The sequence below is a fragment of the Escherichia sp. Lx600-2 genome (genome assembly GCF_036662595.1).
Lineage (GTDB): Bacteria > Pseudomonadota > Gammaproteobacteria > Enterobacterales > Enterobacteriaceae > Escherichia > Escherichia coli.
On the sequence record NZ_JAYQWM010000016.1, the window covers coordinates 1 to 21,279 of the forward strand.

19 protein-coding genes are annotated in these 21,279 nt (G+C 50.3%); 12 read left to right on the top strand and 7 right to left on the bottom strand.

From position 1 onward, the window contains the following. Positions 1-60: IS1 family transposase (locus OQV04_RS25025; RefSeq protein WP_071528444.1), on the top strand; the 60-nt coding region annotated here is incomplete at its 5' end. A gap of 191 nt (positions 61-251) precedes the next feature. Here OQV04_RS25025 and OQV04_RS08255 read toward each other — a convergent pair. Further along, positions 252-1,481, bottom strand: coding sequence for an amino acid permease (locus tag OQV04_RS08255; protein ID WP_000065946.1), 1,230 nt, complete (start codon positions 1,479-1,481; stop codon positions 252-254). A gap of 254 nt (positions 1,482-1,735) precedes the next feature. On the opposite strand from OQV04_RS08255, the gene OQV04_RS08260 reads away from it, so the two are divergent. The 5 genes from OQV04_RS08260 (at position 1,736) to ygeA (ending at position 7,385) form a co-directional block, all read left to right on the top strand. After that, the gene (locus OQV04_RS08260) at positions 1,736-2,917 is read left to right on the top strand and encodes an acetyl-CoA C-acetyltransferase (protein ID WP_000656026.1); all 1,182 of its coding nucleotides are present in this window, start codon (positions 1,736-1,738) and stop codon (positions 2,915-2,917) included. Between the two features lie 286 nt (positions 2,918-3,203). Beyond that, the gene (kduI, locus tag OQV04_RS08265; RefSeq protein ID WP_000383248.1) at positions 3,204-4,040 is read left to right on the top strand and encodes a 5-dehydro-4-deoxy-D-glucuronate isomerase; all 837 of its coding nucleotides are present in this window, start codon (positions 3,204-3,206) and stop codon (positions 4,038-4,040) included. Positions 4,041-4,069: 29 nt separating this feature from the next. Continuing rightward, complete coding sequence (gene kduD, locus OQV04_RS08270) at positions 4,070-4,831, top strand: 2-dehydro-3-deoxy-D-gluconate 5-dehydrogenase KduD (RefSeq protein WP_000603518.1); 762 nt, start codon at positions 4,070-4,072, stop codon at positions 4,829-4,831. Positions 4,832-5,145: 314 nt separating this feature from the next. Next, positions 5,146-6,564, top strand: a complete 1,419-nt coding sequence (gene araE / locus OQV04_RS08275) for an arabinose-proton symporter AraE (RefSeq protein WP_332641684.1) — start codon at positions 5,146-5,148, stop codon at positions 6,562-6,564. Positions 6,565-6,692: 128 nt separating this feature from the next. Continuing rightward, positions 6,693-7,385: an amino acid racemase gene (gene ygeA / locus OQV04_RS08280; RefSeq protein ID WP_274446650.1), complete on the top strand. Its 693-nt coding sequence runs from the start codon at positions 6,693-6,695 to the stop codon at positions 7,383-7,385. Here the strand turns inward: ygeA and lysR are convergent. Then, entirely contained in the window at positions 7,372-8,307 is a 936-nt protein-coding gene (lysR, locus tag OQV04_RS08285; protein WP_032281533.1) for a DNA-binding transcriptional regulator LysR, read from the bottom strand. The genes ygeA and lysR overlap by 14 nt on opposite strands. 123 nt (positions 8,308-8,430) lie before the next feature. Here lysR and lysA point away from each other — a divergent pair, with 123 nt between their 5' ends. Beyond that, the gene (lysA, locus tag OQV04_RS08290) at positions 8,431-9,693 is read left to right on the top strand and encodes a diaminopimelate decarboxylase (protein WP_032281532.1); all 1,263 of its coding nucleotides are present in this window, start codon (positions 8,431-8,433) and stop codon (positions 9,691-9,693) included. A gap of 6 nt (positions 9,694-9,699) precedes the next feature. Here the strand turns inward: lysA and galR are convergent, their stop codons facing one another. Next, on the bottom strand, positions 9,700-10,731 hold the full coding sequence (gene galR, locus OQV04_RS08295) for an HTH-type transcriptional regulator GalR (protein ID WP_000201064.1): 1,032 nt from the start codon (positions 10,729-10,731) through the stop codon (positions 9,700-9,702). Between the two features lie 585 nt (positions 10,732-11,316). Between galR and aas the strand changes: the two genes are divergently transcribed. After that, entirely contained in the window at positions 11,317-13,476 is a 2,160-nt protein-coding gene (aas, locus tag OQV04_RS08300; protein ID WP_032281531.1) for a bifunctional acyl-ACP--phospholipid O-acyltransferase/long-chain-fatty-acid--ACP ligase, read from the top strand. Then, positions 13,469-14,662 carry a lysophospholipid transporter LplT gene (gene lplT, locus OQV04_RS08305; protein ID WP_000004624.1) on the top strand — a complete coding sequence of 398 codons (1,194 nt, stop codon included), beginning with the start codon at positions 13,469-13,471 and terminating at the stop codon, positions 14,660-14,662. Before aas ends, lplT begins: the two co-directional genes overlap by 8 nt. 31 nt (positions 14,663-14,693) lie before the next feature. Here lplT and OQV04_RS08310 read toward each other — a convergent pair whose 3' ends face one another. From OQV04_RS08310 to mutH, 4 genes are all read right to left on the bottom strand, one after another. Further along, complete coding sequence (locus tag OQV04_RS08310) at positions 14,694-15,734, bottom strand: NADP(H)-dependent aldo-keto reductase (RefSeq protein ID WP_032281530.1); 1,041 nt, start codon at positions 15,732-15,734, stop codon at positions 14,694-14,696. 107 nt (positions 15,735-15,841) lie between these two features. After that, positions 15,842-16,060, bottom strand: a complete 219-nt coding sequence (gene ygdR / locus OQV04_RS08315) for a lipoprotein YgdR (RefSeq protein WP_000758655.1) — start codon at positions 16,058-16,060, stop codon at positions 15,842-15,844. 137 nt (positions 16,061-16,197) lie between these two features. Beyond that, a complete protein-coding gene (locus OQV04_RS08320) occupies positions 16,198-16,911 on the bottom strand; it encodes a TerC family protein (RefSeq protein WP_000895624.1) in 714 nt (237 codons plus the stop codon). 68 nt (positions 16,912-16,979) lie between these two features. After that, on the bottom strand, positions 16,980-17,669 hold the full coding sequence (mutH, locus tag OQV04_RS08325) for a DNA mismatch repair endonuclease MutH (RefSeq protein WP_000082188.1): 690 nt from the start codon (positions 17,667-17,669) through the stop codon (positions 16,980-16,982). 185 nt (positions 17,670-17,854) lie between these two features. Between mutH and ygdT the strand changes: the two genes are divergently transcribed. The 3 genes from ygdT (at position 17,855) to ptsP (ending at position 21,143) form a co-directional block, all read left to right on the top strand. Beyond that, the gene (ygdT, locus tag OQV04_RS08330) at positions 17,855-18,001 is read left to right on the top strand and encodes a protein YgdT (RefSeq protein WP_001305801.1); all 147 of its coding nucleotides are present in this window, start codon (positions 17,855-17,857) and stop codon (positions 17,999-18,001) included. Between the two features lie 352 nt (positions 18,002-18,353). Beyond that, entirely contained in the window at positions 18,354-18,884 is a 531-nt protein-coding gene (gene rppH, locus OQV04_RS08335; RefSeq protein WP_000564489.1) for an RNA pyrophosphohydrolase, read from the top strand. A gap of 12 nt (positions 18,885-18,896) precedes the next feature. After that, entirely contained in the window at positions 18,897-21,143 is a 2,247-nt protein-coding gene (gene ptsP, locus OQV04_RS08340) for a phosphoenolpyruvate--protein phosphotransferase (protein WP_000957911.1), read from the top strand. Positions 21,144-21,279 lie beyond the last annotated feature (136 nt).

The following is a 21,279-nucleotide window of genomic DNA, read 5'->3' on the forward strand; positions in this document are numbered from 1 at the left end:
TCGGTGGAGCTGCATGACAAAGTCATCGGGCATTATCTGAACATAAAACACTATCAATAAGTTGGAGTCATTACCAAGTTATGCATCTTAAATAGTCTTATTTAAGATGTTCAGATCTCTTTGTGTGTTTAACTAACTGATAATTCTAGGATATGACGAGAGAAGTGATAGGGCGGAATAATAACAAATGAACATTATGAAAAATGGAATGGTTCAAAATTGTAGCAATTTTGAACCATTCACAATGGATATTAGCTAAAGAACATTACCGATACGCACAGGATACCCACGATCAGCGTAATCAGATTTCCGATGGAACGCCAGGGTTTAAGCGCCGGGATGAGATATGTTGATAGCGTAGGCATGATGAAAAGTATCATGGCAATGAGCGGGCCGCTGATCGCATAAATCATCGAAATCGCGTTCGGGTTAATGCAACAAACAATGAAGGTAATCAGCGATACCAACATAATTGATAGTGCGCGGTTAAATGCACGACTTTTCTTTATACCAACCTGCTGTAGTGTTGTTTTGACGACCTCTGTGGCACCTTCAATAACGCCAAAGTACGTACCCAGGAATGATTTCGACATGGCAACTACTGCGACAATAATCCCGGAAATTGACAACCATGCTGGGGCGTTCGGCAGCATAGAAAGCGCCGATAAAATGGTGACCCCTTCTTCTTTAGCCGCTTCAATATACGAAGGTGGAATAGAAAGCAGGCAGCTAAAGACAAAGAACAGTACACTTATGCAGATGATGAGATAAGCGACTTTCATAATTTTTTTGCATTTATCCATAGCGTGTTCGCCATATTTTTCACGTCTGTCTATGGCAAACGTAGAAATAATGGGCGTATGGCTAAAGGCGAAAACCATCACGGGAATCGATATCCATATCTGGTGAAGGGTATTCTGATTGAACTCTACCTGGGTTGTTAATAGATCAGGTTGCCAACTACCGACAAGGTAAATGGAAAGAAATAAGAAATAGGCAATCAATGGGAATACCAAAAATCCCATTACCCGAATAGTGGCATGACGTCCCATCAGAAAAATGAGATTCAGGATTAATACAACACCCAGACTCACCAACATACGGATGCGAAGATCAATCACCATATGCTTTGCCAGCTGTTCTGTAAGTGAGTTGGTAATTGCCACTGCGTATATCAACACGACGACAAAAAAGGCGATGAAGTACAGCGTGGTAATCAGATTACCAATCTTCTTGCCATAGTAGTGTGTTACTGCGCCCGTTATCCCTTCACCTGCTGATGTTTTCGATGAGAGGATGAACTGGCATAAGGCTTTATGTGGCCAATATGTTAAAGGCCAGGCGACCAGAGCAGTAATAAACAGGACCACTGCCCCTGCCGAACCTAACTGAATAGGAAGGAAGAGCGTGCCTGCACCAACGGCTGTGCCGTAGAGCGCGAAACTCCACAGAGTTTCTTCTTTTGACCAAATATTAGACATTATCTGAACGTATCATCTACAAATTAAACAAAATAGAGGGCAATTTACCATAAACCAGGTTAAGTATGGGAGATTAACGCCCTATCTACCCCTCTATTGGTGGGTTAGTGGTTGCAAACATTACGTGCCAGTTATGTCTCTGACTGCTGCTCAGGCATATTTCCTTTGTGATAAAAATCACTTTTTTTAAACAATTAAGATAACTGTAATTAACAATCATTTACTATTGCACTGTTAATTGGTGCGAGGTTGTGATGAAAGACGTTGTGATTGTCGGGGCGTTACGGACACCTATCGGCTGCTTTCGTGGTGCGTTAGCGGGTCATTCCGCCGTGGAACTTGGTAGTCTGGTCGTGAAAGCGTTAATAGAACGTACCGGCGTTCCTGCATATGCGGTGGATGAAGTAATTCTTGGTCAGGTGTTGACTGCAGGGGCAGGGCAGAATCCGGCAAGGCAATCGGCTATTAAAGGTGGTCTTCCTAATAGCGTTTCTGCAATCACGATTAATGACGTTTGCGGTTCCGGGCTTAAGGCACTGCATCTGGCTACTCAGGCGATACAGTGTGGCGAGGCTGATATTGTCATCGCCGGTGGCCAGGAAAACATGAGCCGCGCACCACATGTTCTGACTGATAGCCGCACCGGTGCACAGCTTGGCAATAGCCAGTTGGTTGACAGTCTGGTGCATGATGGGTTGTGGGATGCCTTCAATGATTATCATATTGGTGTCACCGCCGAAAATCTGGCTCGCGAATATGGCATCAGCCGTCAGTTGCAGGATGCTTACGCACTTAGCTCGCAACAAAAAGCGCGAGCGGCGATTGACGCCGGACGATTTAAAGATGAGATCGTCCCGGTAATGACCCAAAGTAATGGTCAGACGTTGGTTATTGATACCGATGAACAGCCACGCACTGACGCCAGTGCAGAAGGCTTAGCCCGTTTAAATCCTTCATTTGATAGTCTCGGTTCTGTGACAGCGGGTAATGCATCATCCATAAACGATGGCGCAGCTGCGGTAATGATGATGAGCGAAGCCAAAGCACGAGCGTTGAATTTACCCGTGCTGGCCCGCATCCGCGCATTTGCCAGCGTTGGTGTAGATCCAGCATTGATGGGAATTGCGCCGGTGTATGCGACCCGCCGTTGCCTGGAGCGTGTGGGCTGGCAGTTGGCTGATGTCGATCTTATCGAGGCTAATGAAGCGTTTGCTGCACAGGCGCTTTCGGTTGGCAAGATGCTTGAATGGGATGAGCGTCGGGTCAATGTCAATGGTGGCGCGATCGCACTCGGTCACCCGATAGGCGCTTCCGGTTGCCGAATCCTGGTTTCTCTGGTTCATGAAATGGTGAAACGTAATGCCCGCAAAGGACTGGCAACGCTTTGTATCGGCGGGGGCCAGGGCGTAGCATTGACCATTGAACGTGACGAGTAGCTCTGCATTTCCTCCTTACCGATAAATATCTGCCGTCATTAATCTGTTGAATAATGATGGCTGGTGAGTCGACATACCTTTTCAGGACTCCCTGATTTTTCTATTCTCATGACATATTCGTGATCGACACTGCACTTTTTTTAATCCTTAACTTAAAAATGAAACATTGTTTTATTTTTAATTGAAAACCCTATCCCATGGGCATATCATCCCCTTATAGAGAAAACGAAACAGTGTTTCACTATCGTTTTCTATTTTCACGCTTCACTGATTATCGGAGGTTGATGTGGACGTAAGACAGAGCATCCACAGTGCGCACGCAAAAACACTGGATACCCAGGGGCTGCGCAATGAATTTTTGGTTGAAAAGGTATTTGTCGCCGATGAGTACACCATGGTTTACAGCCACATTGACCGTATTATTGTTGGCGGCATTATGCCGGTAACTAAAACGGTTTCCGTTGGCGGGGAAGTTGGTAAACAACTCGGCGTAAGCTATTTCCTTGAACGTCGCGAGTTAGGTGTTATCAATATTGGCGGTGCCGGTACGATTACTGTCGATGGTCAATGCTATGAAATCGGTCACCGCGACGCCCTGTATGTGGGTAAAGGTGCAAAAGAAGTTGTCTTTGCCAGTATTGATACCGCCACTCCGGCAAAGTTTTATTACAATTGCGCACCCGCGCATACGACGTATCCCACCAAAAAAGTCACACCGGACGAAGTATCTCCAGTCACGTTAGGCGATAACCTCACCAGTAACCGTCGCACGATTAACAAATATTTTGTCCCGGATGTGCTGGAAACCTGCCAATTGAGTATGGGGCTGACGGAGCTGGCTCCAGGTAACTTGTGGAACACCATGCCGTGTCACACTCACGAGCGCCGGATGGAAGTTTATTTCTATTTCAATATGGATGATGACGCCTGCGTTTTCCACATGATGGGGCAGCCGCAAGAAACGCGTCACATTGTGATGCATAACGAGCAGGCGGTGATCTCCCCGAGCTGGTCGATCCATTCCGGCGTCGGAACCAAAGCTTATACCTTTATCTGGGGCATGGTCGGTGAAAACCAGGTCTTTGATGATATGGACCATGTGGCCGTTAAAGATTTGCGCTAGTTGTGGGCATAAACGAATAAGGTATTGTTATGATTTTAAGTGCATTTTCTCTCGAAGGTAAAGTTGCGGTCGTCACTGGTTGTGATACTGGACTGGGCCAGGGGATGGCGTTGGGGCTGGCGCAAGCGGGCTGTGACATTGTTGGCATTAACATCGTTGAACCGACTGAAACCATCAAGCAGGTCACGGCGCTGGGGCGTCGTTTTTTAAGCCTGACCGCCGATCTGCGAAAGATTGATGGTATTCCAGCACTGCTGGATCGCGCGGTAGCTGAGTTTGGTCATATTGATATCCTGGTGAATAACGCCGGATTGATTCGCCGCGAAGATGCTCTCGAGTTCAGCGAAAAAGACTGGGACGATGTCATGAACCTGAATATCAAGAGCGTATTCTTCATGTCTCAGGCAGCGGCGAAACACTTTATCGCGCAAGGCAATGGCGGCAAGATTATCAATATCGCGTCAATGCTCTCCTTCCAGGGCGGGATCCGTGTGCCTTCTTATACCGCATCAAAAAGCGGTGTTATGGGCGTGACGCGATTGATGGCGAACGAATGGGCTAAACACAACATTAATGTTAATGCGATAGCCCCGGGTTACATGGCGACCAACAATACTCAACAACTACGGGCAGATGAACAACGTAGCGCGGAAATCCTCGACCGCATTCCAGCTGGCCGTTGGGGACTGCCGAGTGACCTGATGGGGCCGGTAGTGTTCCTTGCCTCCAGCGCTTCAGATTATGTGAATGGTTATACCATTGCCGTGGATGGCGGTTGGCTGGCGCGTTAATTCATTCTTCTTACTTTTATGACCCTGCCGCATGGCAGGGTTTTTTATATCTGTAGATCATCATAATCCATATCATGGTTATGAAATAATCCATATCAATTATCAATTAATGAACTTTATGAATTTTATCTGCTGTAAAATTAGGTGGTTAATAATAATCTCAATAATTCAACTTAATTTGAAAATTGGAATATCCATCACATAACGACATGTCGTAGCAATTTAATCCATATTTATGCTGTTTCCGACCTGACACCTGTGTGAGTTGTTCACGTATTTTTTCACTATGTCTTACTCTCTGCTGGCAGGAAAAAATGGTTACTATCAATACGGAATCTGCTTTAACGCCACGTTCTTTGCGGGATACGCGGCGTATGAATATGTTTGTTTCGGTAGCTGCTGCGGTCGCAGGATTGTTATTTGGTCTTGATATCGGCGTAATCGCCGGAGCGTTGCCGTTCATTACCGATCACTTTGTGCTGACCAGTCGTTTGCAGGAATGGGTGGTTAGTAGCATGATGCTCGGTGCAGCAATTGGTGCGCTGTTTAATGGTTGGCTGTCGTTCCGCCTGGGGCGTAAATACAGCCTGATGGCGGGGGCCATCCTGTTTGTACTCGGTTCTATAGGGTCCGCTTTTGCGACCAGCGTAGAGATGTTAATCGCCGCTCGTGTGGTGCTGGGCATTGCTGTCGGGATCGCGTCTTACACCGCTCCTCTGTATCTTTCTGAAATGGCAAGTGAAAACGTTCGCGGTAAGATGATCAGTATGTACCAGTTGATGGTCACACTCGGCATCGTGCTGGCGTTTTTATCCGATACAGCGTTCAGTTATAGCGGTAACTGGCGCGCAATGTTGGGGGTTCTTGCTTTACCAGCAGTCCTGCTGATTATTCTGGTGGTCTTCCTGCCAAATAGCCCGCGCTGGCTAGCGGAAAAGGGGCGTCATATTGAGGCGGAAGAAGTGTTGCGTATGCTGCGCGATACGTCGGAAAAAGCGCGAGAAGAACTCAACGAAATTCGTGAAAGCCTGAAGTTAAAACAGGGCGGTTGGGCACTGTTTAAGATCAACCGTAACGTCCGTCGTGCTGTGTTTCTCAGTATGTTGTTGCAGGCGATGCAGCAGTTTACCGGTATGAACATCATCATGTACTACGCGCCGCGTATCTTCAAAATGGCGGGCTTTACGACCACAGAACAACAGATGATTGCGACTCTGGTCGTGGGACTGACCTTTATGTTCGCGACCTTCATTGCGGTCTTTACGGTAGATAAAGCAGGTCGTAAACCGGCTCTGAAAATTGGTTTCAGCGTGATGGCGTTAGGCACTCTGGTGCTGGGCTATTGCCTGATGCAGTTTGATAACGGTACGGCTTCCAGTGGCTTGTCCTGGCTCTCTGTTGGCATGACGATGATGTGTATTGCCGGTTATGCGATGAGCGCCGCGCCAGTGGTGTGGATCCTGTGCTCTGAAATTCAGCCGCTGAAATGCCGCGATTTCGGTATTACCTGTTCGACCACCACGAACTGGGTGTCGAATATGATTATCGGCGCGACCTTCCTGACGCTGCTCGACAGCATTGGCGCTGCCGGTACGTTCTGGCTCTACACTGCGCTGAACATTGCGTTTGTGTGCATCACTTTCTGGCTCATTCCGGAAACCAAAAATGTCACCCTGGAACATATCGAACGCAAACTGATGGCAGGCGAGAAGTTGAGAAATATCGGCGTCTGATTTCACGGGCCGGATGTGCTGTACATCCGGCCCTTTTTTCGTTAATAGAGATTGGGCACCTGGCCGTTGAGGCGTTTGTCTCGTTCCTTATTCAGCCTTGTTGCGGTAACACACATCAGGAGAGAGGAATGAAAACAATTGGTTTGCTGGGAGGAATGAGCTGGGAATCCACTATTCCTTACTATCGTTTGATAAATGAAGGCATTAAACAGCGGCTTGGTGGGCTTCACTCTGCGCAAGTGCTGCTACATAGCGTCGATTTTCATGAAATAGAAGAGTGCCAGCGTCGCGGTGAGTGGGACAAAACCGGGGATATTCTGGCTGAGGCGGCGCTTGGCTTACAGCGGGCGGGCGCAGAAGGCATTGTGTTATGTACCAATACGATGCACAAAGTGGCGGATGCTATAGAGTCTCGTTGCTCTCTGCCTTTCTTACACATTGCGGATGCCACCGGACGTGCAATTACCGGGGCCGGAATGACTCGTGTGGCGCTGCTGGGTACGCGTTACACCATGGAACAGGATTTTTATCGCGGGCGGCTGACGGAACAATTTTCCATCAATTGTCTTATTCCTGAAGCGGATGAACGGGCGAAGATTAATCAGATTATTTTTGAAGAACTGTGTCTGGGGCAATTTACCGAAGCGTCACGCGCTTATTATGCGCAAGTGATTGCTCGCCTTGCAGAACAGGGCGCACAGGGCGTCATTTTGGGCTGCACAGAAATTGGTTTACTGGTGCCAGAAAAGCGCAGTGTTTTGCCTGTGTTTGATACTGTGGCGATCCATGCCGAGGATGCTGTCGCTTTTATGCTGTCGTAGCTGACGACAAAATAGCGTCAAGAGAAGTGACCAGTTTCGGTAATCCTGCTTGTAAATGCTCACTAAACGCCTGCACCAGCGCTGATGACGGGCGGTGCAGGGGGCGGATCAGGCTGACGGTGAACGGAACCGCAATACTGAACCGCCGCACCACTAAACCGCTTACCGCATAATCCAGTGCGGTGAGCGGGTTAACCACCGAAACACCTACCCCCGCCCGTACCATTGCGCAGACTGACGCGGCGCTGTGGGTTTCTACGATCATGCGTCGTTTAACCTGATGTTCAGTAAATAGCTGATCCAGCAACTGGCGATAGCTGTCAGTACGGGAAAGGCTGATGTAGTTCTCACCCTGAAAATCATCCGGCGTTAATACCTTTTTTATCGCCAGCGGATGACCCGGAGGTAACACACACACTTCATCTAAAGAGAGTAATTCGGTACGTTCTGTTCCCGCAGGCGTATGGAGTGTCTCAGTGAGTCCTAAATCATGACGCTGGGCCGAGAGCCACTCTTCAAGTAGCGGTGATTCCTGGGGCACGATATTTAAGCTGACATCGGGATAACGTGCCAGAAAGGGTTGCAGGAGCTGCGGTAAAAAAGATTGCGAAAAGACCGGCAGGCAGGCAATAGACAGTTCTCCCTGGCGAAACTCGCGCAGACTTTCTGCGGCGCTGACAATGCGATCCAGTCCGTACCAGGATCGTTGCACTTCTTCAAACAGACGCAGTCCTTGCACGGTAGGATGTAATCGTCCACGTACGCGCTCAAACAATTTCAGCCCGATCACCTTCTCAAAGCGCGCCAGTTCGCGGCTGACGGTTGGCTGTGAGGTGTGTAGCAGTTGTGCTGCCTCAGTCAGGCTTCCGGCGGTCATTACCGCATGAAAAATTTCAATATGACGTAAGTTAACGGCGGCCATTAGCGCTCTCTCGCAATCCGGTAATCCATATCATTTTTGCATAGACTCGACATAAATCGATATTTTTTATTCTTTTTATGATGTGGCGTAATCATAAAAAAAAGCACTTATCTGGAGTTTGCTATGCCACATTCACTGTTCAGCACCGATACCGATCTCACCGCCGAAAATCTGCTGCGTTTGCCCGCAGAATTTGGCTGCCCGGTGTGGGTCTACGATGCGCAAATTATTCGTGGGCAGATTGCAGCGCTGAAACAGTTTGATGTGGTGCGCTTTGCACAGAAAGCCTGTTCCAATATTCATATTTTGCGCTTAATGCGTGAGCAGGGCGTGAAAGTGGATTCCGTCTCGTTAGGCGAAATAGAGCGTGCGTTGGCGGCGGGTTACAATCCGCAAACGCACCCCGATGATATTGTTTTTACGGCAGATGTTATCGATCAGGCGACGCTTGAACGCGTCAGTGAATTGCAAATTCCGGTGAATGCGGGTTCTGTTGATATGCTCGACCAACTGGGCCAGGTTTCGCCAGGGCATCGGGTATGGCTGCGCGTTAACCCGGGGTTTGGTCACGGACATAGCCAAAAAACCAATACCGGTGGCGAAAACAGCAAGCACGGTATCTGGTACACCGATCTGCCCGCCGCACTGGACGTGATACAACGTCATCATCTGCAGCTGGTCGGCATTCACATGCACATTGGTTCTGGCGTTGATTATGCCCATCTGGAACAGGTGTGTGGTGCTATGGTACGTCAGGTCATCGAATTCGGTCAGGATTTACAGGCTATTTCTGCAGGCGGTGGGCTTTCTATTCCTTATCAACAGGGTGAAGAGGCGGTTGATACCGAGCATTATTATGGTCTGTGGAATGCCGCGCGTGAGCAAATCGCCAGCCATTTGGGCCACCCTGTGAAACTGGAAATTGAACCGGGTCGCTTTCTGGTAGCGCAGTCTGGCGTGTTAATTACTCAGGTGCGGAGCGTCAAACAAATGGGTAGCCGCCACTTTGTGCTGGTTGATGCCGGGTTCAACGATCTGATGCGCCCGGCAATGTACGGTAGTTACCACCATATCAGTGCCCTGGCAGCTGATGGTCGTTCTCTGGAACACGCGCCAACGGTGGAAACCGTCGTCGCCGGGCCGTTATGTGAATCGGGCGATGTCTTTACCCAGCAGGAAGGGGGAAATGTTGAAACCCGCGCCTTGCCGGAAGTGAAGGCGGGTGATTATCTGGTACTGCATGATACAGGGGCATATGGCGCATCAATGTCATCCAACTACAACAGCCGTCCGCTGTTACCAGAAGTTCTGTTTGATAATGGTCAGGCGCGGTTGATTCGCCGTCGCCAGACCATCGAAGAATTACTGGCGCTGGAATTGCTTTAACTGCGGTTAGTCGCTGGTTGCATGATGACTGGCCTCCAGCGACGGAGTTGACACTGAATGGCGACGTACCAGCGTCGGACTAAATACATTAGTAATTTCCGGGAGAGGGCGATTATCCGCCAGCGCCAAAGCCAGTTCGGCAGCCTGGGTCGCCATCGTCACGATTGGATAACGCACGGTAGTCAGGCGCGGTCGCACATAGCGTGACACCAGCACATCATCAAAGCCAATTAACGAAATCTCACCTGGTACATCAATACCATTATCATTGAGCACGCCCATCGCACCCGCCGCCATTGAATCGTTATAACAGGCTACCGCAGTGAAATTTCTTCCTCGTCCCAAAAGCTCGGTCATTGCCTGTTCGCCGCCGCTTTCGTCTGGTTCGCCAAATGTCACGAGCCGGTCATTGGCCGGAATACCACTTTCAGCAAGGGCATCGTAATACCCTTGCAGACGATCTTCGGCGTCAGAAATAGAGTGGTTAGAGCACAGATAACCAATGCGGGTATGACCTTGCTGAATTAAATGACGCGTTGCCAGCCAGGCACCGTAACGATCGTCCAGAGCAATACAACGGTTTTCAAAGCCAGGCAGGATACGGTTGATCAGCACCATACCGGGCATTTGTTTCATTAATGAGGCTAAATCAGCATCTGGGATCATTTTGGCATGGACGACCAACGCAGCACAGCGATGGCGGATCAGTTGCTCAATAGCCTGACGCTCTTTTTGTTCGTTGTGGTAACCGTTGCCAATCAATAAGAAATTACCGGTGTGATAAGCCACCTGTTCGACCGCTTTCACCATTGCACCGAAAAACGGATCGGAAACATCACCAACGACCAGACCGACCGTTTCAGTGGTCTGCTGCGCCAGCGCACGGGCGTTGGCGTTCGGGTGATAGCTAAGAGACTCCATTGCACTATGCACAGCCAGCCGGGACGCTTCGCTGGCTTTGGGTGAATTATTAATGACGCGGGAAACGGTGGCGACTGAAACGCCTGCCAGTCGGGCTACATCCTTTATGGTCGCCATGAAAATACCTTAGTGGGTAAACGCTTACATTCTTTCAGTGTTACGGAAAACGCCCGTTGGTTCAAGGGGCGGCGTGTTTTCATCGTGGGAATGTGAGCCAAACGCAAATAAGTAAGACAAAAAAAGAGATTGCAAACCTTTGGTTACACTTTGCGAAACGCTGTTGCGATTGACCGCTGGTGGCGTTTGGCTTCAGGTTGCTAAAGTGGTGATCCCAGAGGTATTGATAGGTGAAGTCAACTTCGGGTTGAGCACATGAATTACACCAGCCTGCGCAGATGCGCAGGTTTTTTTTTGCCGGTCATCAAACTGTAACAGTAACCGACAATTTACACACCTCGTTGCATTTCCCTTCATTCCTTTGCGTTTTCTCGCTGGCGAAGAGTCGTCGTGCAGACCACAATCAAGATCCCAGAGGTATTGATTGGTGAGATTATTCGGTACGCTCTTCGTACCCTGTCTCTTGCACCAACCTGCGCGGATGCGCAGGTTTTTTTTCGCACCTAATTTACTGTCGCTCGCGTTCTTTATCTCGTGTAATCTCCCTCCATTCGCTTTTACTGAATCAGAGCAAAGGGAGTTGGAATGCTTTTTAGCTTTTTTCGAAATTTGTGCCGTGTTTTGTATCGCGTTCGCGTTACGGGTGACACCCAGGCACTGAAGGGCGAGCGCGTTCTAATCACGCCTAATCACGTCTCTTTTATTGATGGCATACTGCTGGCATTGTTTTTACCCGTACGTCCGGTATTTGCCGTTTACACCTCAATAAGCCAACAGTGGTATATGCGTTGGCTGAAATCATTTATCGACTTTGTTCCTCTCGACCCGACGCAACCTATGGCGATTAAACATCTGGTACGTCTGGTGGAACAGGGCCGACCAGTGGTGATTTTCCCTGAAGGACGCATCACCACCACAGGCTCGCTGATGAAAATCTACGATGGCGCGGGTTTTGTCGCGGCGAAGTCTGGTGCAACGGTTATTCCTGTGCGTATTGAAGGGGCGGAACTTACGCACTTCAGCCGCCTGAAAGGTCTGGTTAAACGTCGCTTGTTCCCGCAAATTACTCTGCATATTTTGCCACCAACGCAGGTGGAGATGCCGGATGCGCCGCGTGCCCGTGACCGTCGCAAAATCGCTGGCGAAATGCTGCATCAAATAATGATGGAAGCGCGAATGGCGGTGCGCCCGCGTGAAACGCTGTACGAATCTTTACTGAGTGCAATGTACCGCTTCGGAGCCGGGAAGAAATGTGTCGAAGACGTCAACTTTACCCCAGACTCCTATCGCAAATTGCTTACGAAAACGCTGTTTGTTGGACGCATCCTTGAAAAATACAGTGTTGAAGGCGAACGCATCGGCTTAATGCTGCCCAATGCAGGCATCAGTGCGGCAGTGATTTTTGGGGCCATCGCCCGTCGCCGCATTCCCGCAATGATGAACTACACTGCCGGGGTAAAAGGGCTGACCAGTGCTATTACGGCGGCTGAAATCAAAACCATCTTCACTTCCCGCCAGTTTCTCGATAAAGGCAAACTCTGGCATCTGCCGGAGCAACTTACTCAGGTGTGCTGGGTCTATCTGGAAGATTTAAAAGCAGATGTCACCACTGCCGACAAAGTATGGATCTTCGCTCATTTGCTGATGCCGCGTCTGGCACAGGTAAAACAGCAGCCGGAAGAAGAGGCGCTGATCCTTTTTACCTCCGGTTCTGAAGGCCATCCGAAAGGCGTCGTCCATAGCCATAAAAGCATTCTGGCGAATGTCGAGCAGATTAAAACGATTGCCGACTTCACCACCAACGATCGCTTTATGTCGGCGTTACCGCTGTTTCACTCCTTTGGGCTGACGGTAGGCCTGTTTACGCCACTGCTCACAGGTGCAGAAGTGTTCCTTTATCCAAGCCCGCTGCATTACCGCATTGTGCCGGAGTTGGTGTATGACCGCAGTTGCACCGTGTTGTTCGGTACCTCCACTTTCCTCGGTCACTACGCGCGTTTCGCCAACCCGTATGATTTCTATCGTCTACGCTATGTGGTGGCAGGCGCAGAAAAACTACAAGAAAGTACCAAACAGCTTTGGCAGGATAAATTTGGCCTGCGCATCCTTGAAGGCTATGGTGTAACCGAGTGCGCGCCTGTCGTTTCTATCAACGTACCGATGGCGGCGAAACCCGGTACGGTAGGGCGTATTCTACCAGGTATGGATGCGCGCCTGTTGTCGGTCCCTGGTATCGACGAGGGCGGACGCCTGCAACTGAAAGGGCCGAACATAATGAACGGCTATCTGCGGGTGGAGAAGCCAGGTGTACTGGAAGTGCCCACCGCCGAGAATGTTCGCGGCGAAATGGAGCGCGGCTGGTACGACACTGGCGATATCGTGCGTTTTGACGAGCAGGGCTTTGTGCAGATTCAGGGCCGCGCAAAACGCTTTGCCAAAATTGCAGGCGAAATGGTGTCGCTGGAAATGGTGGAACAACTGGCACTTGGTGTTTCGCCAGATAAAGTCCATGCCACTGCGATTAAGAGCGATGCCAGCAAAGGCGAGGCACTGGTGCTTTTCACCACAGATAACGAACTGACGCGCGATAAGTTGCAACAGTATGCCCGCGAGCACGGCGTGCCGGAGCTTGCTGTACCGCGCGATATTCGCTATCTGAAACAGATGCCATTACTTGGCAGCGGTAAACCTGACTTTGTCACGTTGAAAAGCTGGGTAGACGAAGCGGAACAACACGATGAGTGAGTCAGTGCACACTAACACTTCGTTGTGGTCGAAGGGGATGAAAGCGGTTATCGTGGCGCAGTTTCTCTCTGCGTTTGGCGATAACGCGCTACTGTTTGCCACTCTGGCGTTACTGAAAGCGCAGTTCTATCCGGAGTGGAGCCAGCCCATCCTGCAAATGGTGTTTGTAGGTGCTTACATTCTTTTTGCGCCGTTTGTCGGGCAGGTGGCGGATAGCTTCGCCAAAGGCCGGGTGATGATGTTTGCCAACGGCCTGAAGCTGCTGGGCGCAGCCAGTATCTGCTTTGGTATCAATCCGTTTCTCGGCTATACGCTGGTGGGTGTTGGTGCTGCAGCCTATTCACCGGCGAAATACGGTATTCTCGGCGAATTAACCACGGGTAGTAAGTTAGTAAAAGCTAACGGTTTAATGGAAGCTTCTACCATAGCGGCGATTTTGCTCGGTTCCGTAGCCGGTGGTGTGCTGGCTGACTGGCATGTCCTGGTCGCCCTGGCCGCATGCGCACTGGCCTACGGTGGTGCGGTCGTTGCCAATATCTACATTCCCAAACTGGCGGCGGCGCGTCCGGGGCAGTCCTGGAATCTCATCAGCATGACCCGCAGTTTCCTGAATGCCTGCACCTCGCTATGGCGCAATGGTGAAACGCGTTTTTCGCTGGTGGGCACCAGTTTATTCTGGGGAGCGGGTGTCACGCTGCGTTTCCTGTTGGTGCTGTGGGTACCGGTGGCGCTGGGCATTACCGATAACGCTACGCCGACCTATCTCAACGCGATGGTAGCGATTGGTATCGTGGTTGGCGCAGGTGCGGCAGCGAAGCTGGTTACGCTGGAAACCGTGTCACGCTGTATGCCAGCCGGGATTTTGATTGGCGTGGTGGTACTGATTTTCTCCCTGCAACACGAGCTGTTGCCAGCCTATGCCTTATTGATGCTGATTGGCGTGCTGGGGGGCTTTTTTGTAGTACCGCTCAATGCGTTGCTACAGGAGCGGGGTAAAAAAAGCGTCGGGGCGGGGAATGCGATTGCAGTACAAAACCTTGGCGAAAACAGCGCCATGTTGTTGATGCTGGGCATTTACTCGCTGGCGGTAATGGTAGGCATCCCAGTCGTGCCCATTGGCATTGGCTTCGGTGCGCTATTTGCGCTGGCAATAACGGCGCTGTGGATCTGGCAGCGCCGTCATTAATATTTAACGCCGGTTTTAACCGGCGTTAATCTTATGGTGCAGGATAAGTATAAACCTGATGCACCGCTTCAATTTCAGCTAAAACTTCTTCGCTCAACTCCAGATGCAAACTTTCGACGTTAGTTTTCAGCTGCTCCATCGTGGTTGCGCCCAGCAGAGTGCTGGCAACAAACGGTTGACGGCGTACAAAAGCGAGCGCCATCTGAGCAGGATCCAGTCCATGACGTCTGGCAATATCAACATACGCCGCGACGGCTTTTTGCGTTTGCTCACCGCTATAGCGGGTGAACCGACTAAAGAGCGTATTACGTGCGCCAGCGGGTTTTGCACCGTTGAGATATTTCCCGGTCAGCGTGCCGAAACCTAGGCACGAATAGGCCAGCAGTTCGACCCCTTCATACTGGCTGACTTCTGCCAGACCTACTTCAAAACTGCGGTTTAACAGACTGTAGGGGTTCTGAATGGTGACAATACGCGGCAGATCGTGTTTGTCCGCCAGATGCAGGTAGCGCATTACGCCAAATGCAGTTTCGTTCGACACGCCGATATAACGAATTTTTCCCGCTCGTTGGTACTCTGCCAGTGCGTCCAGCGTATCCAGCAGCGAAACCGCAGGCGCAGAATCTGTCCAGCTATAACCGAGTTTGCCGAAGCAGTTGGTTGGGCGCTGCGGCCAGTGCACCTGATAAAGATCGAGGTAATCAGTCTGCAGACGCTTGAGGCTGTCATGCAGCGCTTCGCGGATATTCTTCCGATCCAGCGCCTGATCCGGGCGGATGCCCTTGTCATTATTGCGCGACGGTCCGCTCACTTTGGAGGCGATAATTAACTTTTCGCGGCTGCCATGTTTCGCCAGCCAGTTGCCGACGTAGGTTTCGGTTAACCCTTGCGTTTCGGGGCGCGGAGGTACTGGGTACATTTCGGCAACGTCGATAAGGTTAATGCCCTGAGCGACGGCATAGTCGAGTTGTGCGTGGGCGTCGGCTTCGCTGTTCTGTTCACCAAACGTCATCGTGCCAAGCCCCAGCGTGCTGACTTCCAGCGAACTGTGGGGTATACGGTGATATTGCATAGCCGTTTCCTTTTTATAATCACGACATAAGGAATATAAAAATGGCAGAGGGAAGGGAAAAGGGAAAGAGAAAAATCTTAAGGCCAGCCGGATGCTGACCTTATTTGTTAACGTTCAATTATTTGCGAAACATCATCACGGTTAATTTGCATCGCGTTACCTTGCTGATCGTGATAACTCACCAGCCCGGTATCATCATCAATTTCAGGTTTTCCATCGGTCAAAATCATACGGCCATCTTTGGTCGCCATGACGTAATCACTGGAACACCCGGAAACAGCAAACGCCAGTCCGACTGCAGAAATTATTACTGCCCATTTTTTCATCCGGTTATCCTCATTTGGCCCACCTATGATAATAGTCTGTTTATAAACCGACGTTATATATCTTGAAAGCAGGAAAATCTTAAACTGTGAGGGTAACAGGAGTGAGTACGCCCTCCCGCAGGAGAGCGTACGGAGTATCAGAGCGGATTCTTTTTGTTGCGAATCAGGTTGAGGCTTTCAACCGCAATAGAGAAGAACATCGCGAAGTAGATGTAACCTTTCGGTACGTGGATGTCGAAACTTTCCAGAATCAGGGTAAAGCCCACCAGAATCAGGAAAGAGAGCGCCAGCATTTTTACCGAAGGATGGCGTTCGACAAAATCACCAATCGAGCGCGCGGCGAACATCATCACGCCTACGGCAATCACCACGGCGGCCATCATAATAAACAGGTGATCTGACAGACCCACAGCGGTAATCACCGAGTCGAGGCTGAAGATAATATCCAGCAGCATAATCTGCACGATAGCGCCGAGGAATGATGAAACGCGTGTTTTCAGCCCTTCTTCTTCACCTTCAATGGATTCGTGGATTTCCTTGCTGGCTTTCCAGATAAGGAACAAGCCACCCAGAAGCAGAATCAAGTCACGGGCAGAAATTTCCTGACTGAATATTGTAAAAAGCGGATTTGTCAGGCGCGTAACCCAGGCGATTGATGCCAGCAGCGCCAGACGCATAACCATGGCTCCCGCCAACCCCAGACGGCGCGCATGAGCACGTTGTGCTGTGGGAAGCTTTGCCACCACCAGAGAAAGGAAAATAATATTGTCGATCCCAAGAACGATCTCCAGCAGCGTCAGCGTACCGAGCGCAAGCCAGGCGTTAGGATCGGTTATCCATGCAAATAACATCTAAAAAGCCCTGCCAAAAAAATGAAGCGGTAATTATATGCCCGGAAAGCGGCAGGTCAAAGCGATGGCTACTGGATCAGAAAATGACGGGCCAGCAGCGCACTGGTGAAATTTTTCTTCAAATAAAAGCCGCGCGGCAGCGTCAGAATCCGTTCGCCCCGGGCACCAATGGCTTCGGTAAGCGCTTTCGCATTCGCTGCTTTCGGTCGTATCTGTAAATACTCCCCGTGACGAGCGGTAATCCGCTCAACCTGACCGAGAACAATCATATCCATTAATTCTTCCCAGTCTTCGCGTAGCTGCCGGTCTTCCTCTTCATTCGGGCTCCACAGCAACGGTGATCCAACGCGACGCTGCGCCAGCGGGATGCTGCGCTCGCCTTCAACCGGTATCCACAGTACGCGTTTGAGTTTGTGGCGCACGTGGCTGGTTTCCCAGGTCACCCCGCTATTGCCCGTTAACGGGGCAACACAAACGAATGTTGTTTCCAGCGGACGACCAAGACTATCCACAGGGATAGTTTTAAGTTCCACGCCCAGAGCAGCAAAATCTTGCTCAGGTTTACTCCCTGCGCTGGCACCTAGCCAGATCTCCAGTAACACGCCAATCCAGCCCTTATCGCGTTTTAAATTCTCTGGCGTAACCAGCCCGGCAAGTGCCGCCAGTTCTCCCAATGTATAACCAGAAAGTTGCTGTGCTTGCGCTAACAACTGTTCTTCAGTTTCGGGAGGAGAGAGCAGTGGGCGAGGTTGGGACATGTCATGATACCTTGGTTAAAAAACAAACAGCAATTATGTGCCGAATATTCGCAGTGTAACTTTTTCCACATGCGTTGTTCAATTCTCTGATTTATATTGCTTTTTAGGTTGCCGGTAATCGAGTTGCGCAACACTGCAACGGGTTTTCCAAATCTGGTCACTGAAAATAAACAGGATCTTACACTATGTTATCCACAGAAAGCTGGGATAACTGTGAAAAACCTCCACTACTGTTTCCATTTACAGCCTTGACGTGCGACGAAACTCCAGTTTTTAGTGGTTCAGTGCTTAACTTAGTGGCACATTCTGTGGATAAATACCGCATTGGTTGATCTTTCGCCAACCCGTAAATGAGAGGTGTGACCTGGGTCACGAATTACTCTTTTTTATTACTTAAATTACATGTAATGCATTGACTGATAATGAATATTTTAAAATGTCTATATCGGGCTTATTCAGAATGCTCCGGGTTTTCCCGTAGTAATTCCGTAGTTCTTCACAACTCTATCCACAGAAAAGGTGAATAAAAACGGCTATCCACCCCTTCCTCTGTTTATAACTCTGCACATAACTGTGAGTTATTCAATTGTTATTAGTGTGTAATGCCCTGCAGAGAGTGGTTTACCGTCTTCCTGGAGTATGAAACAATCATTCGTATATAAAGCTTTATATTGAGGTAGTCCGGTGATTGATGACGATGGCTACCGCCCAAACGTAGGTATCGTGATTTGTAATCGCCAGGGGCAGGTAATGTGGGCCCGGCGATTTGGTCAGCACTCCTGGCAATTTCCGCAAGGCGGAATTAACCCCGGAGAATCCGCAGAGCAGGCGATGTACCGTGAATTGTTTGAAGAAGTAGGATTAAGCCGCAAAGACGTTCGAATCCTTGCTTCAACGCGTAACTGGTTGCGCTACAAATTACCGAAACGTTTGGTGCGTTGGGACACGAAGCCGGTTTGTATCGGCCAAAAACAAAAATGGTTTCTCTTGCAGCTGGTGAGCGGCGATGCAGAAATCAATATGCAAACCAGCAGTACACCAGAGTTTGACGGCTGGCGATGGGTAAGTTACTGGTATCCGGTCAGACAGGTGGTGTCATTTAAACGTGATGTCTACCGTAGGGTAATGAAAGAGTTCGCGAGTGTGGTGATGTCACTGCAGGAAAATACGCCAAAACCACAAAACGCATCTGCTTATCGACGTAAAAGAGGTTAAGTCACGCCAATTATGCTCACTCGCCTGCGCGAAATAGTCGAAAAGGTAGCCAGCGCACCACGCCTGAATGAGGCGTTAAATATTCTGGTTACCGACATCTGTCTTGCGATGGATACCGAGGTCTGTTCGGTCTACCTGGCCGATCATGATCGACGTTGTTACTACCTGATGGCGACCCGGGGGCTGAAAAAACCACGCGGTCGCACTGTAACGCTCGCGTTTGATGAAGGGATCGTCGGCCTGGTTGGCAGGCTGGCGGAACCGATAAACCTTGCAGATGCGCAAAAGCACCCCAGCTTCAAATACATCCCCTCCGTAAAAGAAGAACGTTTCCGCGCGTTTTTAGGCGTACCAATTATTCAACGTCGCCAGTTGCTTGGTGTACTGGTGGTACAGCAACGAGAGTTGCGCCAGTATGACGAAAGTGAAGAATCCTTCCTGGTGACGCTTGCCACCCAGATGGCTGCGATTCTTTCTCAGTCGCAGTTGACTGCCTTGTTTGGGCAATATCGCCAGACGCGAATCCGCGCATTACCGGCAGCACCTGGTGTGGCGATTGCCGAAGGCTGGCAGGATGCCACGTTACCTTTAATGGAACAGGTGTATCAGGCATCAACGCTGGATCCGGCTCTGGAACGCGAACGACTGACCGGGGCGCTGGAAGAAGCGGCAAACGAGTTTCGCCGCTACAGCAAACGCTTTGCCGCCGGTGCACAAAAAGAAACGGCGGCTATTTTCGATCTTTACTCGCACCTGCTTTCGGACACCCGGCTGCGTCGCGAATTGTTTGCCGAGGTTGATAAAGGCTCGGTGGCAGAGTGGGCGGTAAAAACGGTCATTGAAAAATTTGCCGAACAGTTTGCCGCGCTAAGCGATAACTATCTCAAAGAGCGGGCTGGCGATTTACGTGCGCTGGGTCAGCGATTGCTGTTTCATCTTGATGACGCTAATCAAGGGCCGAACGCCTGGCCGGAACGTTTCATTCTGGTGGCAGATGAACTGTCAGCGACAACTCTTGCTGAGCTGCCCCAGGATCGCTTAGTCGGTGTTGTCGTGCGAGATGGCGCAGCCAACTCCCATGCTGCGATCATGGTACGTGCGCTGGGGATCCCTACCGTGATGGGCGCGGATATTCAGCCTTCGGTGCTGCATCGTAGGACGCTGATCGTTGATGGCTATCGCGGTGAATTGCTGGTCGATCCGGAGCCGGTACTGCTGCAAGAATATCAGCGGCTAATTAGTGAAGAGATTGAGCTTAGCCGTCTGGCGGAAGATGACGTCAATTTACCCGCGCAGTTAAAAAGCGGTGAGCGTATAAAAGTCATGCTCAATGCTGGTTTAAGCCCGGAACATGAAGAAAAACTGGGCAGCCGTATTGATGGCATCGGTCTTTATCGCACTGAAATCCCATTCATGCTGCAAAGTGGTTTTCCGTCGGAAGAAGAACAGGTGGCGCAGTATCAGGGGATGCTGCAAATGTTCAATGATAAACCCGTCACCTTGCGTACGCTGGATGTCGGAGCAGATAAGCAGCTGCCTTACATGCCGATCAGCGAAGAGAATCCATGCCTGGGTTGGCGTGGGATTCGCATTACGCTCGATCAGCCGGAGATCTTCTTGATCCAGGTGCGGGCGATGCTGCGTGCTAACGCCGCTACGGGCAACCTGAATATTCTGTTGCCGATGGTCACAAGCCTCGATGAAGTTGACGAAGCTCGCCGCCTGATTGAACGTGCCGGACGTGAAGTCGAGGAGATGATCGGTTACGAAATTCCCAAACCACGTATCGGCATCATGCTGGAAGTACCGTCAATGGTATTTATGCTGCCGCATCTGGCAAAGCGGGTCGATTTTATCTCTGTTGGCACCAACGATCTGACTCAATACATCCTGGCCGTTGATCGTAACAATACCCGGGTGGCGAACATTTATGACAGTCTTCATCCTGCAATGTTACGAGCTCTGGCGATGATCGCCCGGGAAGCGGAAATACATGGAATCGATCTCCGTTTGTGCGGTGAAATGGCGGGCGATCCCATGTGCGTGGCAATCCTCATTGGGCTTGGGTATCGCCATCTGTCTATGAACGGACGTTCTGTAGCGCGCGTAAAATACCTGCTGCGGCGCATTGATTTTGCCGAAGCAGAAAATCTTGCGCAGCGTAGTCTGGAAGCGCAACTGGCGACCGAAGTTCGCCATCAGGTTGCAGCCTTTATGGAGCGTCGCGGCATGGGCGGGCTGATTCGCGGAGGGTTATAGCGCGGATCATATACATATCTTTTAACGGTATCCGGCAACCAGCCAGGTCCCCTTGTGCTATTATTCGCACCTTTGGAGCGCCTGAAACCTGCGGCGCGCATTTCAATCGCTGTTCTCTTTCAGCGAAATAACAAGA

Bases quoted from the DNA above. Each gene is read 5' to 3' on its own strand.
- OQV04_RS08255 (WP_000065946.1), bottom strand. From the start codon at position 1,481: ATGTCTAATATTTGGTCAAAAGAAGAAACTCTGTGGAGTTTCGCGCTC.
- OQV04_RS08260 (WP_000656026.1), top strand. From the start codon at position 1,736: ATGAAAGACGTTGTGATTGTCGGGGCGTTACGGACACCTATCGGCTGC.
- kduD (WP_000603518.1), top strand. From the start codon at position 4,070: ATGATTTTAAGTGCATTTTCTCTCGAAGGTAAAGTTGCGGTCGTCACT.
- araE (WP_332641684.1), top strand. From the start codon at position 5,146: ATGGTTACTATCAATACGGAATCTGCTTTAACGCCACGTTCTTTGCGG.
- ygeA (WP_274446650.1), top strand. From the start codon at position 6,693: ATGAAAACAATTGGTTTGCTGGGAGGAATGAGCTGGGAATCCACTATT.
- lysR (WP_032281533.1), bottom strand. From the start codon at position 8,307: ATGGCCGCCGTTAACTTACGTCATATTGAAATTTTTCATGCGGTAATG.
- lysA (WP_032281532.1), top strand. From the start codon at position 8,431: ATGCCACATTCACTGTTCAGCACCGATACCGATCTCACCGCCGAAAAT.
- galR (WP_000201064.1), bottom strand. From the start codon at position 10,731: ATGGCGACCATAAAGGATGTAGCCCGACTGGCAGGCGTTTCAGTCGCC.
- aas (WP_032281531.1), top strand. From the start codon at position 11,317: ATGCTTTTTAGCTTTTTTCGAAATTTGTGCCGTGTTTTGTATCGCGTT.
- lplT (WP_000004624.1), top strand. From the start codon at position 13,469: ATGAGTGAGTCAGTGCACACTAACACTTCGTTGTGGTCGAAGGGGATG.
- OQV04_RS08310 (WP_032281530.1), bottom strand. From the start codon at position 15,734: ATGCAATATCACCGTATACCCCACAGTTCGCTGGAAGTCAGCACGCTG.
- ygdR (WP_000758655.1), bottom strand. From the start codon at position 16,060: ATGAAAAAATGGGCAGTAATAATTTCTGCAGTCGGACTGGCGTTTGCT.
- OQV04_RS08320 (WP_000895624.1), bottom strand. From the start codon at position 16,911: ATGTTATTTGCATGGATAACCGATCCTAACGCCTGGCTTGCGCTCGGT.
- mutH (WP_000082188.1), bottom strand. From the start codon at position 17,669: ATGTCCCAACCTCGCCCACTGCTCTCTCCTCCCGAAACTGAAGAACAG.
- ygdT (WP_001305801.1), top strand. From the start codon at position 17,855: ATGTTATCCACAGAAAGCTGGGATAACTGTGAAAAACCTCCACTACTG.
- ptsP (WP_000957911.1), top strand. From the start codon at position 18,897: ATGCTCACTCGCCTGCGCGAAATAGTCGAAAAGGTAGCCAGCGCACCA.